This is a genomic window from Runella aurantiaca, assembly GCF_003339505.1.
In the GTDB taxonomy this organism is placed as follows: domain Bacteria; phylum Bacteroidota; class Bacteroidia; order Cytophagales; family Spirosomataceae; genus Runella; species Runella aurantiaca.
The window spans coordinates 23,846-39,226 of the sequence record NZ_QPIW01000019.1; the positions used below are offsets into that span (position 1 = coordinate 23,846).

Here is a 15,381-nt window from a genome sequence, read left to right on the forward strand (position 1 = left end):
GTTGAGGAAAGGTTCAACAATTCTTAATTACCCACTAGCCTTCCTGACGAACATACGCCAGACCGTCGGCAATGATACGCTGTACGTCAATTTTGGAAGTGCAAACAAACTCACACAGGGCAAAATCTTCTTCCGAAACCTCATAAATGCCCAACTCTTCCATGCGCTCAAGGTCTTTGGCCAAAATAGCTTTCAGTAAATGTACGGGGTAAATATTCATCGGTAGCACTTTGTCGTATTGGCCAGTCATGACAAATGCCCGTTCTTCACCGTTATTGTTCGTATTGAGATTGTAGGAGCGATTGGGGGTCAACCACGAGAAAAAAGTACGCGACAGGCTCAACTTATGAAATCCAGGCAGTAGCCACCCCAAAAACTCGGGTTGGTCGCCTTCTGGAATCGCTGTCAACTGGTTTTCGTAGAAGGAAAGAAAATCATCTTCAGAAGTCTTCTTCCCCGTCAGAATAGTACCCTGAATCAGCCGAAAGTTGGTCGAATCCAGTTTATTCCCCGTAATACTTTTTATTTTTTGACCCGTAATAACCTTAAAATACTGAGGTTGTTTTACGCAGCTACCCGCTAGAGCAACGATGCGCTCCGCCCGATACCGATTTTCGGTAAACAACCTACCAATAATAATCACATCTTGGGGCTGCACATACCAAACCACTTCTCCTTTTTGGATAGGGTCAATATGGTGGATTTGAATACCCACATTACCCGCTGGATGCGGCCCGCTGAAATGGTGAAATTTATGGTTGGCAATGCCCCGGAAGTCGCTCTCTGAGAGCCGTTCCCCCACTTCCGCGTGTAGAGATATGTGAAGGTGGCCATTGGCAAGTTTGTCCAGAACTTCCAGCCCCGTTTGAAAATTCGCCCGTTCTTGTTCGATAATAAAACCCAAATCAGGCGCTAAGGGAGAAGTGTCAAAGCAGGAAACAAAGATAGCTTTGGGAATATCGTCGGGATTGGCAATGAGGGAATACGGGCGTTGGCGAATATAACTCCAGCAGCCACTTTCGAGCAAGTACTCAACTACTGCATCGCGGTCTGCATTGGGCAGATTGATTTCGGGAAAATATGCGTATTTGGTAATTTTATCGGGCATAACCCGAATTTCGAGAATTCGTCGCTTGTCGCCGCGAACGACTTCAATCACCTCACCGCTTACGGGTGAAGGAAGTCGAATTTTGGGATTGTTTTTATCGTGGAAAAGCGATTGACCCGCGACGACCTCTTGACCCACTTCGACCGATAATCTCGGAACAACAGATGGGAAATCGTGGGGTTTAAGGGCTACTACATCCGAAAGCGCAAGGTGTGTAATGGTTTTTTGGGCCACTCCATCCATTTTAATGGTATAACCCTTCTTAATAGTAATTACCTTTCCCATATTACTATTTATTCTTTTAATAATACAAAACAAAGGATTATTTCTAAATATTCTAATAATTCTTCAAAACATTTTTTGGAATATATTTTTCTGATGGTGAGGCTATTAATCACGAATGTATTTCTAAACGTCTAAAATTATCCAAATTCGTTTTTCAGTTGTTTAACTATCGGGAATTCATCTCAAAATCCGTTCTTTTGGTAGCATTCTTTCGGCTTAAAATGGGTTTTCCTGTATCTTTGAGTAACCAAATTTTTAACCCATGCGAAAATTATCCTTCATCAACTCATTGCCAGTGATTGTCTGCGTCTTGCTCCAAGGTCTATACGCAGCCAAAGCTCAGGCTCCCTCACCTCAAAACTACCACGCCAACGACCGGTTTGAACAACTCGGCACTGGACTGCCCACGCCCAATACCTACCGTACCGCTTCGGGAGCGCCTGGAAAAGATTATTGGCAACAACGCGCCGATTATGACATCAAAGTAGAATTGGACGAGGCCAACAACAAAATCATTGGCACCGAAACCATCACTTATTTCAATAATTCGCCCGACGCGCTGCCGTACGTATGGATTCAATTAGACCAAAACCTATTTGCTAAGAACTCTCCTGGCCCCGTTTCTCGCACGGGCGATTTGGGCACCCAAACCAGCATGACGAGTTTGGCAACCATTTCCGACATGAACTATTCAAATGCGGATTATGGCTACAACATCACGTCGGTACGAGATGCCAAAACTGGTAAGCCCCTCAAATACACCATCAACCAAACCATGATGCGCATTGACCTACCGCAACCCGTGCAGTCTAAGCAGTCGTATTCTTTTGCGATGGACTGGAATTATCGGATTGTAGAATTTTCCAAAGGTGGTCGTCGTACGGGCTTTGAAGCCTTCAAAGATGGGAACAATGTCTACGAAATTGCCCAGTTTTATCCCCGTTTGTGCGTGTACGATGACGTAACGGGCTGGCAACACAAACAATATTACAGTCAGGGGGAATTTGCGCTATCATTTGGAAATTTCAAATTGGCCATCACCGTACCTGACGACCACGTGTTGGGCGCGACAGGCGAGCTTCAAAACGCCGCCCAAGTATTGACAACCAACCAATTGAAAAAATTTGAGCAGGCCAAATCTTCCGACAAAGTTGTTGTGATTGCTTCGCAAGAAGAGCGAGAGAAAGCAGAAAAAGGCAAGCCAAGCGGCAAAAAAACCTGGATTTTCAAAGCCGAGAATGTACGCGATGTGGCCTTTGCCACTTCCCGTAAATACATCTGGGACGGTAAAATGCAGGAAGTAGCGGGCAAAAAAGTGCTTTGTATGTCGTTTTATCCCAAAGAAGGAAATCCACTTTGGGGCAAATATTCAACCGAAGTCATTGCGCATACCATCAAAACCTATTCAAAATTTTCGGTAGATTACCCCTATCCCGTCGCTATTTCCTGCCACGGTCCCGTGGGCGGAATGGAATACCCGATGATTTCGTTCAACGGCGGCCGCCCAGAAGCCGACGGAACCTATTCGGAAGCGACCAAATACGGTATGATTGGCGTAATTATCCACGAAGTGGGCCACAACTTCTTCCCCATGATTGTCAACAACGACGAGCGCCAATGGATGTGGATGGACGAAGGGCTGAATACGTTTGTGCAATACCTGACCGAAAAAGAATGGGATAGAGATTATCCTACGCGCCGTGGTGAGCCGCAGGCCATCGTCGATTACATGAAGCAAGACCCCAAGAATCTGGTGCCCATCATGACCATGTCCGACAACCTCATCAACGCCGGCGCAAGTGCGTATGCCAAGCCCGCTACGGCGTTGAATATTTTGCGCGAAACCGTCATGGGACGAGAATTGTTTGATTATGCTTTTAAGGAATATAGCCGCCGTTGGGCGTTCAAATCACCTACCCCTGCCGATTTCTTCCGGACCATGGAAGATGCTTCGGGCGTAGATTTGGATTGGTTCTGGAAAGGTTGGTTTTATGGCGTTGAACCAGTAAATCAGGATTTAGTAGAAGTAGAATGGTTTGCATTGGACACGCAAAACCCTGAAATCTCCAAAGCCGAAGCGAAAAAGCAATCAGAAGCCAAACGCAACACCGTGGCCCGGCAGCGCGACAAAGACTACATCAAAGAATCGGTGGTAGATAAAAATCCCGACATGAAGGATTTTTACAACAGCTACGACCCGTACAAAGTCACCGAAACCGACAAGAAAAAATACGAAACCTATCTGGCAAGCTTAACACCCGATGAGCGTAAGTTGGTAGAATCAGGACTGAATTTTTACACGCTGAAAGTGAAAAATAAGGGCGGCTTGCCCATGCCCGTCATTGTGAAGATGCAATACGAAGACGGCAGCGACTCATTGGTGCGTTTCCCCGCCGAAATTTGGCGCCTGAACGACCAACAGATTTCAAAGGTAATTACCTCTAAGAAAAAAGTGGTACAATGGACCTTAGACCCATATCGCGAGATTGCCGATATTGACGAGGAAGACAACAGTTTTCCGCGCCAGCCTACTGCGCCTACACGCTTCCAACTGTTTAAGAACCCGGCTGGCGGTCGCCGAGGTGGCGGTGGTACCAATCCAATGCAAGAAGCGCAGCAAAGTCAGCCGCCGAAAGCAGGTCAGCAAGGCGGGGCCAAAAATTAACAAACGTAGGGGCAGGCCTTGTGTCTGCCCTTTTTTGTAAATTCGGTTCTGCCATTAATCACCCAACGACAATCATTGATACCTTAATCAATGAAGCAACATTCCGAAGCCATTTCAAGCGTTTTATAAGCAAATTCAAATACAGAAAAATGTATATTCGCTGATGCTGTATGCTTTCTATTTTAGCTTTCGAAATATTTCCTGCATTGTTTGCGAATCCAGCGCATTCATGTCAATCAACTTTAATGACTTTACCATTTTGAGGGTAGATGTCTTATAATGTTGAAAATGGGGCGTTTTCAAATGTGACTCATATGCCTCCCTATTGGCGTATATTTCCAAAATTCTTATTTGCGTCGGATTGTGCTTTTGGTACATTGGAAAAATTGACAAAACACCCGGTTCCAGTTTCACCGATGCCGCCGCTTCTGCTTTCAAAATAGCGCTGTATTCTTCAAGGTCGGCGGGAAAAATTTCAATTTCTGAAATACGTACCATCATTTCTTTTTGTTGAGCGGAAGATTTATGATGAGAAAAAATCATACCGATTGTTAATAGAAAAACAAAGGTTGCTTTATAAACCCTGTTTTGAAATTTAGGAATGTGCATCTTCATTCTCTTTTGTTTTTACGTTTGTATTTATATTCAATTTTGATGGCCTCCGAATAAAGTCTATTTGCTTTTCAGCTTTTTTAATTCATAAGGCTCTCCCGGAGCCAATATAACGATGCGTCCGGGATTGATGATGCGTGTTTTTAATTTTTCGGGGTCGCCATTGAAGGGAGCAAAATCAGGTGCGTCTACCGTTCCCCAATGCGAAAGTAAAAGCGGAGTATTGGGATACGCATTGGCAATCTCTACCGCTCCTGCTAAGGTAAAATGCCATTCACTGTCCGAAAAATCAAATAAAATGGCATCCGGTGGGGTCATTGTCAAATGTTCGGGCATTAGTTTTGAATCGCCCTGCGCCCAAATCGTACCCTCCGGGGTGGTAATCAAAAAACCGGTACAGTCTTCTTTTTTGAAAAAACGATTGGCCGCTCCCTTGTATGCATTTTGCCATTGATGGTCAGCAGGAGATAGTTTTACGGATACGTTTTTCCCTACTTTAAAGATGTCACCAATACCATGACCGAACGAATTCCAGCCTAAATTCTTCATCAATGAATCGACATACACGGTCGAATGAAATTCTTTGGTATGCGGTGCCAGGTCTTTGTTGGTCGGTATACTGAAATGGTCGTTGTCACTGTGGGTTATCAATACAGCATCCAAATGCGGTACATCTTTGGGAGCAATGGGATAATCAATCAATACCGGCATATCAAAATCTTTTAAGAGCGGATCAACCATTAGTGTTGTTCCATGACTGTTGATCAAAAATCCCGCGTTTCCTGTCCATCGGACGATGGTTTTGTCCGTTTTTTCAAAGGCTTCTTTGCCAAACGGCTGTGTTTTCGGGGCTTTGGCTTGGTATTTTTTGGAAGCTGTCGGCGTTTGTGCGCCGGCAAAAAGGAATGATACCATTAATGCAATTACTGCCGGTATTTTCGTTTTCATGTAAAATGTTTATGAGTTAATTTTGTTATTCAATTGTTTTGCAAGGGCTTATGCTGTTTTTAGCAATGCAAAGGTCACGCTATTTTTATTGATGTTACTTATATCAATTACGGTATCTCTTACCATTATTACCGATTAGCTTTCGGGCCTAAAAAGTCCTGACTTTTTTGCATTAGTTTTGAATGGCATACCTACTGTCTATCCCCGGTTTTGTTGATAAATACTTAGGTGATAAAGCTAAAAATGATGAAAAAAATAGAAAGATTAGAAACGGTTACTCAGTTCAACACTCGTAGAGGACAAGAGACATTACACCCGCTGGTCAGTGTTTTAGACCAATCAAAATCCACCCCTTTTCTCTCCAAAAAGTATATTTCAGCCCTGTACATTGTTTTTTTAAAAGATTTGAAATGCGAAGATTTTAAGTACGGCCGTAATCACTATGACTATCAGGATGAAACATTGCTTTTCATCGCACCGGGACAGGTTTTCGGCATCAGTACACCCGAAGAAAAAATGGTGCAGCCCACCGGATGGGCGCTGGTATTTCATCCGGATTTTATTCATGGAACTGCTTTGGGCAAACATATTCATGATTATGGCTTTTTCTCTTACGAAGCCAATGAGGCATTGCACATATCGAAGCGGGAAAAACAAGTGGTACTGGAATGTTTTCAGAAAATTCAGGATGAATTGGAACGGGGCATCGACAAGCACAGCAAAATATTGATTGTAAACAATATAGAATTGCTTCTGAACTATTGTCTCCGCTTTTATGACCGCCAGTTTATTACCCGAGAGACCCTCAATAAAGATATTTTGGTAAGATTTGAAGGTTTGCTTAACGATTATTTTCAGTCAGGCAGCTCGCAACCGGAAGGTTTGCCAACGGTGGCCTATTGTGCCGAAAAACTGCATTTATCCGCCAATTATTTCGGAGATTTAGTAAAAAAAGAAACAGGAAAAACTGCCCAAGAGTATATTCAGGCCAAAGTGATTGACTTGTCAAAAGAGAAGATTTTTGACCAAAGCAAAAGCATCAGCGAAATAGCCTATGAAATGGGTTTCAAATATCCCTCACACTTTACGAGATTGTTTAAACTGCGGGTGGGTGTGTCGCCAAATGAGTACAGACAAAGGATGAATTAGCGCAGAAAGATGATTTCCGTTAAGATGCTATTACCAAATGGCAAACTAAATCTCGCTCTGTGAATGATTTTTTCCGTTATTACCGACGATATCAGAAACTGACATTCATAAATCGTCCTTCCTCATTGCTCTCCATGCCTTCCAGAATCGCTTATCGTTTTTACCCTTCATTGCTCAATACCTATTCCCGGTTTTTGCAGGGCAAACTCAGTGAGCAGGAGCTGTTGGACCGTATCAATCGCGTACCGATTCCGTCCACAGAAGCCCAAATGCGCGGCGTATCGTTTGAAGATGCCGTTCTGAAAGGCATCGGTGAAGACCAGTTTGATTTCAACATTCTCCAAACTGTTCGCCTACGGCTACCCAAACCCATTGTCAAAACACAAGTGTATTGCCAATACCAAATCGACGATGCGTTGATTTACGGATTTGTGGACGTTTTGGGGCGCAAAGAGGCCGTTGACATCAAAACCACTTCTCACTACGAACCCGACCGTTTTCTACAAGACCACCAACATTTTTATTTGCCTGCCCTGTACAATTGGGGCATTCGTAAAATGCGCTATTTGATTACTGATTTTGAGCAGGTTTACGAAGAAATATACGACAGCGAAAGCGATTTTTCAGGGCAGTTGGAAGAAGTCTATTCGTTTAAAATGTTTTTGGATGAACATCGAGAATTGATTACCAATGCAAAAATCTTCCCTAAAAAGCCTTAATTTGTCCTTTCAAAGGCCGCATTACCTTTAAATTCATTCAATTGAGATGAAAACATTCTGTACATTCTGCATTGGAATGGCGTGTGCGGTAGCCATTTTTGCACAAAATAAATCTTCCAAAGACACGATTACCCGAGCGGTTCCTATGAAACTCTGGCAAAAAGAAACGACTTCTATCTCCGAAAAAATTGAGAAATTCACCGTCGGGCGCGACCGTGAAATGGATTTATACTTAGCCCCGTATGATGTCTTGGGCAATATCGCCCACGCCAAAATGCTCGAAAGCGTAGGCTTGCTAAAAAGAGACGAACTGACTGCATTGGAAGCCGAATTGAAAATTATTTATCTGGAAATTCTGCAAGGAAAATTCCAAATCGAAGACGGCGTCGAAGATGTACACTCGCAGGTAGAATTGATGCTGACCCGCAAACTCGGGGACGTCGGCAAGAAAATCCACAGCGGACGCTCACGCAATGACCAAGTGCTGGTAGACATGAAGCTGTTTACCCGGAGTCGTTTGGAAGAAGTCGCTTTGGCCTCCCGAAAACTGTTTGACTTACTCGTTAAACGTTCCAACCAACACAAAAACGACCTGTTGCCCGGCTATACGCACTTACAAATCGCGATGCCATCCTCCTTTGGCTTGTGGTTTGGAGCCTACGGCGAAGCCTTGGTCGACGACATGGCCATGATTCAAACGGCCTATAAACTTTCCAACAAAAACCCACTCGGCTCAGGTGCAGGGTATGGCTCTTCTTTTCCGTTGAACCGCACCATGACGACCGAATTGTTGGGTTTTGAGGCGTTGCATTACAACGTCGTGTACGCCCAAATGTCACGCGGGAAGACCGAACAAACGGCGCTGACGGCGATTGCCGCCCTTTCGTCCACCATTTCACGCATGGCAATGGATGTTTGTTTATACAACAGCCAAAATTTTGCCTTCGTCACTTTACCCGACGACCTCACCACGGGCAGTAGCATCATGCCACACAAGAAAAACCCCGACGTGGCCGAACTTTTACGCGCTAAAACCAATCGTCTGAAAGCCCTTCCGACCGAAATCACGATGGTAATGAGCAATTTACCGTCTGGCTACCACCGCGATATGCAGTTACTGAAAGAACTGCTGATGCCCGCATTTGATGAAATACTGGATTGTCTGGACATTGCTCACTTCATGCTTGAACACCTTGAAGTAAAGCCCGATTTATTGGTTGACAAAAAATACGATTTGCTGTTTAGTGTAGAGCGCGTCAATGAACTAGTAGTTCAGGGAGTACCTTTCCGCGATGCGTATCGCCAAGTGGGGAAAGAAATCAACGAAGGCACTTACCAGGCCTCACGCACCCTCAATCACACACATGAAGGCAGCATCGGCAACCTTTGCAACGACCAAATCACGGAGTTGATGAACGCTGAAATGGCGCGATTTAAGTTTGAGAAGGTACATACGGCAGTTGAAAATTTATTGAAATAAGAGATTAACCACAGAGGCACGGAGCTGTTCTCTATGTCTCTGTGGTTGACTATTTCAAAGGCCCAGCAACTTAAACAATAACTCTATTCCGATACCGCTTGTCAGCATACGTTCCTTTCGGTTGTTGGCTAATTTTTGCGACCAATCTACCAATCCACCATCGGCAATTTCGAATTCTTTCTGGCGAATAGTTACGAAAGTTTTGAACTGAATAACTTGGTAATAAGGCTGTTCTACCTCTTCTATCTCAAAGGTAATATCCTTTGTTTCAGTCATAATGGCATCACACAAAGGTGAAAAATCAAGATTTTCTTTACAGGTAGACTTCAATACGACCTTTATTGATTCAATGCCAGAAAAGCTTTTTAAGTAATCGGTCGTAAAACGAATATGCTCTATCAAATGTCGTTTTTCAAAAAGTAAACTTCCTTTGTCTTTCCCCGCCGTTACAAGGCAGAAAATCTTAAAATGAGGAAGAAAAGGAGATGGCATGTAAGGCGTGCGGAGGTGTCGATGCACGGTGCAAAGATGAATATCGGTTGAATCAAATTGTGTTTTTTTACGACGGCTTACCGCTTCCAGCGCAAGCAGATTCGTGGCATCGGCTACGACTTCCGTACTTCTTAAAGCCGATAAAATTTTGTTCTGATTGACCGTTGCTACCACAGCGCACGAACCCAACGGACTCACGGGAGACAGTTCGAGTGGTGTAAACCCAATAGCTTGCGCTCTTTGCAGAAGGTTCAACTCAAAAGTTAAAAATGAGACAAAATCAACATCAGAGGGTTTGACAAATCTGTTGTCAGCATAACTTCTGAACAAATCTCCCGCAGTCATTCGCTCGGTTTTTCGGCGCATTACTTCCATCAACAACGAATTGAGGTCTGAAGAAGGCAACGCCGTAAGCAAGTACAGCAAATCAGCAGTATCAGTCTCTTTATGAATCCGTTCAATGATTTTTTTACTCATAATTCATCTGGTTATTCTTCTTGCTCTTCTTCAACGCCCATGGTTTTCAGCAATTCCCACACAATATCACTTTCAAAACCCCGACTCAGAGCAAAACGCACCAATTTTTGCTTAATGGCCAAGGGTTCTCCTTTTAAGCCTTTCGCTTTTTTTTCCAGCAAATCTCGCAGTACCGCCTCATAATCATCGCCGTCTATTTCGCCTAAACCCTTTTGAATCAAATCATTTGGCAAGCCTTTTATCTTCATCTCCTGCCTGATTTTGAGGCGTCCCCATCGCTTTACCCGAAACTTACCTCCCGCAAACGCTCGCGCAAAACGCTCCTCATTTAGGTAATTTTGCGCTTTCAGCTCCTCCAGCACCCACGCGGTTTCTTCCTCCGAAAGCTCCCAATCGTTTAAACGTTGTCGGGTTTCTTTCACGGTTCGTTCCTGATATGCGCAAAAAGAAGCCGCTTTTAATAACGCGAATTTTTGACGGTCAGTCATTTATGATTTTTTTTCAACAAAAATAAGCATATAACATTTACAACATACCCCGTATATTGCAGAAGTTTTGCCGCAAAAAAGTACGCTTCGGCGTTTCGACCTTTAACCCCTGAGATACAATGCTTCCCAACAACTTCCGCTGGCGGATAGTGCTGTTGCTTTTTTTGGTTACTACCATCAACTACATTGATCGCAACGTACTCTCCTTTGCGATGCTTGATGATACATTCAGAAAAGAAATGCTTGGGTTTCCGCTTACCTACACACTCACCCAAGCCGACCTCAATGCGTTCAAAATCCAGTACGGTTGGGTAGATACCGCTTTTAAAGTAGCCTACGCCGTTGGTTTTATGATGATTGGGTGGCTTATCGACCGAGTAGGCACCAAACGTGGATTAGCAGTGGCAATTGGGCTTTGGAGCATGGCGGGCATTGCCAATGCCTTTGTGAGTTCGTTTCGGGGATTAGTGGCTACACGTTTTGTTTTGGGAATCGGTGAAGCTGGCAACTTCCCGTCAAGCATTAAGTCGATTGCCGAATGGTTTCCCAAAAAAGAACGCTCCTTTGCCACTGGAATTTTTAATGCGGGTGCCAATGTCGGAATTATCATTACCGCTGCCGTCATTCCCTGGATGACCCTTCATTATGGCTGGCGTATTTCATTCATGACCACGGGCGTATTGGGTCTGAGCGTACTAGTAGCGTGGTGGATGACCTACCAACGCCCCGAACAACACCCCAAAGTCTCCCCTGTTGAGCTGCGTTATATTCAGCAAGACCATCAGCAGGAAGTAATTGAGGGACGCCTGACGTGGTGGCGGCTGTTGCGGTATCGTCAAACTTGGGCGCTGATTGTGGGGAAATTCATGGCCGACCCCATCTGGTGGTTTTACCTGACATGGCTACCCGATTTTTTCAACTCTAGCGAATCTCTTGACCAAACCCTTGACCTTCAGAATATTGGCCTACCGTTCATGGTCATTTACATTATTTCAGACGGCGGCAGCGTGTTTTTTGGCTGGCTTTCGTCACAATTCATGAAAATAGGTTGGGAACTCAATCGCGCTCGTAAGACAACGATGCTGATTTGTGCGCTCTGCGTTGTTCCTATTTTCTTTGCCGCCCAAACCCAAAATATTTACATCGCCGTAGTGCTCATCGCCATTGCGGCAGCAGGGCATCTAGGGTGGTCGGCCAATGTGTACACCTTCGCCTCCGATTTATTTCCAAAAAGTGCCGTTGCAATGGTGACTGGTATCGGCGGGTTTGCGGGGGCCGTGGGAGGTGCCATTCTGGCCGCAATAGCTGGCCCGATACGCGTTCAGTTTGGTTATTTACCCTTGTTTTTGATTGCTGGCTCTACTTATTTGCTGGCACTTTTCATTATCAATCTGCTCGTTCCTAAAATGAAACCCGTGGAGATGTAAAAAATAAACTTTTATCATTTTAACACATTTTCTTTCTGAAAACGTTATAGCTTTGCATTAAAATCAAGTTCTTACTTTTCATTACAATAATTCCAATCCTTGGCATGAAACGATTCACCAAAATGTTATTAGCCGCGGGCTTTTTTTGTGCCGGCACGACCATCGCAAACGCACAAACCCAAATTCCCGCTGATATTGAGGCATTACTAAGCAAGAATACTTGTTTAGCCTGTCACCGTGTTGATCAGCGATTGGTTGGTCCAGGCTACAAGGAAGTAATGGCTAAGAAAAAATACAAACCCGAGCAAATCGTAGAGTTAATCTATGCTCCAAAACCTGCCAACTGGCCTGGTTATCCTCCGATGGCTGCCCTTGCAAGCGTACCTAAAGACGAGGCGCTTAAAATTGCCAAATGGATTGTGACGCTTGCTCCAAAAAAGAAATAACCAGTCTTTTTTATTTTCCTCATTGTAAAGCCGACGCAAAACGTCGGCTTTTTTGTAGCTTTAAGGGCAATTTATGGTTTAATTTTCGCTTCATTAAAGTAAATAAGCCCAAAACAGATAGTAACTTTTTGATTTAATACCATGATTTCATCTGTTTTAAAAAGAATCACTCTTGCTATTCTGTTTGTCAGCATTGGCATCTGCCTTCAGGCGCAAAAAAACGAAAAAGCCGATACCGCAACCGTAAAAGCACCTTTGGACAAATCAAGCATCGTACAACGCCTGCCTTCAGCAGAGCGTCTCGATGATTTACGTAACGATCGGGAGTATCGTTATCACAACGACGCGCCTCCCCCCGAAAACCCGCTGGCCAAATTCTGGTATTGGCTGATGCGCAAATTGTCGACATTTTTTCAAAGCAGCTCCTACGAAAACTTCTGGCAATATGTCATTTTAGCCGCCATTGGCGGTTTCGCCCTCTGGCTTCTTTATAAATCGGAGTTTTTGGGCGGCATCTTTGGCCGTAAAGCCCAAGACGACCCACTCTCTTATAACCGCATTAGCGAAAACATCCATGAGCTCGATTTTAATAAACTCATTGACGACGCCGTTGAAAATCACAATTACCGCTTGGCCATACGAATGTATTATTTGAGAACACTCAAACAACTGACTGACAAGCAATTGATTCATTGGCAAGCCACCAAAACCAACCGTATTTACGTAGACGAATTAGGCAATCTTCGTTTAAAAGCTGATTTTGAGCGACTGACATCCCAATTTGAGTACGTTTGGTACGGCGATTTTACGGTCTCAGAAGCCGAATTTGGAGATATAAAAGAGGCCTTTTCTACCTTCTCGGACAAAATCTAAAAAATTGACGACGCAACGACTGACATTCTTTTGAAAAATTTACGAAGCAAATATTTTTGGTTTTTAACGCTGACCATCCTCGGTTATGGGCTGTTTGAATACTACCGCCCCAAACCGATTGACTGGACTCCATCTTATTCCGACAAGGATAAAATACCGTTTGGCACCAAAGCGCTGGTTGAGTTATTGCCCGATGTCTTTGGTGGTCAAGCAGTAGAGTCATTGCGGTTGCCAATTTATAATCACTTGACAGAAAGTAAATTGCCTACCAAAAGCAACTATATTTTTGTCTGTCAAAATTTTGATATTGATAAAAATGACCGCACTCAACTCCTCAATTACGTAAAAAAGGGAAACACCGTCTTTATTTCCGCTTACGATTTTTCGGATACATTGCTCAAAACCCTCGACGTGCGAGCCACGCTCAAAGCGCCTTCGCTCCGCGATACGGCATTGGTCATGAACTTTGTCAACCCTGCTTTCAAAAAACCCAAAGGCTACGTTTTTCCGCAAGATGACGGTCGGAATTATTTTTTGGTAAAAAAATCTAAAAATGTAACGGTTTTGGCCCAAAATGCGCGGAATGAACCTATTTTTCTGAAGGTAGGTTACGGGAAAGGGCATTTTTATCTGCATAATTTACCTTTGGCATTGACCAATTATTACGCATTGGATTCTGCTACGTCAGACTTTGCTTTTAAGAGCCTTTCGTATTTACCCGTTCAGCCCACGTACTGGGATGAATACCTGAAGCAGGGTCGATTTGGTGAAAATGAGCAGTCCATTTTTCGATTTGTGATGACGCAGCCACCGCTAAAATGGGCCTATTATATGGTTCTTTTCGGGCTATTTGTGTTTGCCATTTTTGCGGGGAAACGCACCCAACGCATCATTCCCGTGATGGAAGTACCTAAAAATACCTCCCTCGAATTTGTGCAAACCATCGGAAAAATGTATTTCCAACAGGCTGACCACGCCAACATTGCCCAAAAGAAAATACAGCACTTGCTGCTCTATATTCGGGAGCGTTTTGGGTTGCGTACCAATGAATTGGACGAAGAATTTAAAGAAGCCTTATCCAAAAAAACAGGCTTTGCACGCTTAGAAATTGATTTATTATTTGGCGAAATAGCCCACGCGGAGCGCAGTGGCCGCCTTACTGAATATGCCTTACTGAGCTTAAACCGAAGAATTGAAGATTTTTATCAAAAAACCAGATAACATCTACCCTCTCATTCATGAATTTCGAATCACGCATTGACCTTCAGGACCTTAATGACGCCATTTCGGCCATAAAATCGGAAATCGGCAAAATCATTGTGGGCCAACACCACACCATCGAACTACTCCTAACCGCCATCTTGGCCGATGGGCACGTCTTGGTGGAGGGAGTACCCGGAGTAGCCAAAACCCTCACGGCGAAGCTATTGGCAAAAACCATCAACACCGATTTCAGCCGCATTCAGTTTACCCCCGATTTAATGCCGTCGGATGTTTTGGGAACGTCGATATTCAACCCCAAACTCGCCAATTTTGAGTTTATGAAAGGGCCGATTTTTTCAAATATCATTCTGGTTGACGAAATCAACCGCGCCCCTGCCAAAACCCAATCGGCCCTCTTTGAAGTGATGGAAGAACGGCAAGCCACCATCGACGGCAGTACTTACCCAATGAGTACACCGTTTATTGTGATTGCAACCCAAAATCCCGTTGAACACGAAGGCACCTACCGCTTACCAGAAGCCCAACTAGACCGTTTTCTGTTTAAAATAGTCGTGGGTTACCCCACCGCCGAACAGGAAGTAGAAGTGTTGCGCGGACATCATCAACGGAAGAGCATGGCAGAAGCCATTGGAGAAATTACGGCTATTTTACAGCCTCAGCAGTTGACCGAATTACGGGCAAAAACGCACCTAGTACACGTAGAAGATAAATTGTTGGAATACATTGCCCAAATTATTCTGCAAACACGCAACAACAAATCGTTGTTTTTGGGGGCATCACCACGGGCTTCGGTGGCATTATTGAACAGCTCCAAAGCATTGGCCGCGATTAGAGGGCGTGATTTTGTGACGCCAGAAGACATTCAGGCACTTGCTCCCGCCGTGCTTCGTCACCGCATTATTTTGATGCCTGAGCGCGAAATGGAAGGCGCGACTCCCGACGACGCAGTAGCGCAATTATTACAAAAAGTAGAAGTACCTCGTTAGTC

Annotated in this window: 14 protein-coding genes; 9 read left to right on the plus strand and 5 right to left on the minus strand. The window is 44.2% G+C overall.

Going from position 1 to position 15,381, the window contains the following annotated elements; genetic code table 11:
• Nucleotides 1-34: 34 nt before the first annotated feature.
• Nucleotides 35-1,393 carry a Na(+)-translocating NADH-quinone reductase subunit A gene (locus tag DVG78_RS20055; RefSeq protein WP_114462835.1) on the minus strand — a complete coding sequence of 453 codons (1,359 nt, stop codon included), beginning with the start codon at nucleotides 1,391-1,393 and terminating at the stop codon, nucleotides 35-37.
• Nucleotides 1,394-1,655: 262 nt separating this feature from the next.
• Between DVG78_RS20055 and DVG78_RS20060 the strand changes: the two genes are divergently transcribed.
• Entirely contained in the window at nucleotides 1,656-4,058 is a 2,403-nt protein-coding gene (locus DVG78_RS20060) for a M1 family metallopeptidase (protein ID WP_114462836.1), read from the plus strand.
• 177 nt (nucleotides 4,059-4,235) lie between these two features.
• Here DVG78_RS20060 and DVG78_RS20065 read toward each other — a convergent pair whose 3' ends face one another.
• Entirely contained in the window at nucleotides 4,236-4,601 is a 366-nt protein-coding gene (locus DVG78_RS20065; protein ID WP_229598281.1) for a putative quinol monooxygenase, read from the minus strand.
• Nucleotides 4,602-4,730: 129 nt separating this feature from the next.
• Nucleotides 4,731-5,618: an MBL fold metallo-hydrolase gene (locus tag DVG78_RS20070; RefSeq protein ID WP_199563279.1), complete on the minus strand. Its 888-nt coding sequence runs from the start codon at nucleotides 5,616-5,618 to the stop codon at nucleotides 4,731-4,733.
• 246 nt (nucleotides 5,619-5,864) lie between these two features.
• Here DVG78_RS20070 and DVG78_RS20075 point away from each other — a divergent pair, with 246 nt between their 5' ends.
• The 3 genes from DVG78_RS20075 to argH all read left to right on the plus strand — a co-directional run bounded on the left by DVG78_RS20075 (nucleotide 5,865) and on the right by argH (nucleotide 8,966).
• Nucleotides 5,865-6,767, plus strand: coding sequence for a helix-turn-helix domain-containing protein (locus DVG78_RS20075; protein WP_114462837.1), 903 nt, complete (start codon nucleotides 5,865-5,867; stop codon nucleotides 6,765-6,767).
• A 134-nt stretch (nucleotides 6,768-6,901) separates the two neighbouring features.
• Nucleotides 6,902-7,486 carry a PD-(D/E)XK nuclease family protein gene (locus DVG78_RS20080; RefSeq protein WP_114462838.1) on the plus strand — a complete coding sequence of 195 codons (585 nt, stop codon included), beginning with the start codon at nucleotides 6,902-6,904 and terminating at the stop codon, nucleotides 7,484-7,486.
• 145 nt (nucleotides 7,487-7,631) lie between these two features.
• Nucleotides 7,632-8,966: an argininosuccinate lyase gene (gene argH, locus DVG78_RS20085; protein WP_114462909.1), complete on the plus strand. Its 1,335-nt coding sequence runs from the start codon at nucleotides 7,632-7,634 to the stop codon at nucleotides 8,964-8,966.
• A gap of 54 nt (nucleotides 8,967-9,020) precedes the next feature.
• On the opposite strand, the gene DVG78_RS20090 is transcribed toward argH, so the two are convergent.
• Nucleotides 9,021-9,935: a hypothetical protein gene (locus DVG78_RS20090; protein ID WP_114462839.1), complete on the minus strand. Its 915-nt coding sequence runs from the start codon at nucleotides 9,933-9,935 to the stop codon at nucleotides 9,021-9,023.
• Nucleotides 9,936-9,946: 11 nt separating this feature from the next.
• Entirely contained in the window at nucleotides 9,947-10,423 is a 477-nt protein-coding gene (locus tag DVG78_RS20095) for a regulatory protein RecX (protein ID WP_114462840.1), read from the minus strand.
• Nucleotides 10,424-10,542: 119 nt separating this feature from the next.
• Here DVG78_RS20095 and DVG78_RS20100 point away from each other — a divergent pair, with 119 nt between their 5' ends.
• From DVG78_RS20100 to DVG78_RS20120, 5 genes are all read left to right on the plus strand, one after another.
• On the plus strand, nucleotides 10,543-11,850 hold the full coding sequence (locus DVG78_RS20100; RefSeq protein WP_114462841.1) for an MFS transporter: 1,308 nt from the start codon (nucleotides 10,543-10,545) through the stop codon (nucleotides 11,848-11,850).
• A 104-nt stretch (nucleotides 11,851-11,954) separates the two neighbouring features.
• The gene (locus tag DVG78_RS20105) at nucleotides 11,955-12,296 is read left to right on the plus strand and encodes a c-type cytochrome (protein ID WP_114462842.1); all 342 of its coding nucleotides are present in this window, start codon (nucleotides 11,955-11,957) and stop codon (nucleotides 12,294-12,296) included.
• 141 nt (nucleotides 12,297-12,437) lie between these two features.
• Nucleotides 12,438-13,169, plus strand: coding sequence for a DUF4129 domain-containing protein (locus DVG78_RS20110; RefSeq protein WP_114462843.1), 732 nt, complete (start codon nucleotides 12,438-12,440; stop codon nucleotides 13,167-13,169).
• 30 nt (nucleotides 13,170-13,199) lie between these two features.
• Nucleotides 13,200-14,390, plus strand: a complete 1,191-nt coding sequence (locus tag DVG78_RS20115) for a DUF4350 domain-containing protein (protein WP_114462844.1) — start codon at nucleotides 13,200-13,202, stop codon at nucleotides 14,388-14,390.
• 17 nt (nucleotides 14,391-14,407) lie between these two features.
• Nucleotides 14,408-15,379: an AAA family ATPase gene (locus tag DVG78_RS20120; protein ID WP_114462845.1), complete on the plus strand. Its 972-nt coding sequence runs from the start codon at nucleotides 14,408-14,410 to the stop codon at nucleotides 15,377-15,379.
• Nucleotides 15,380-15,381: the final 2 nt, after the last annotated feature.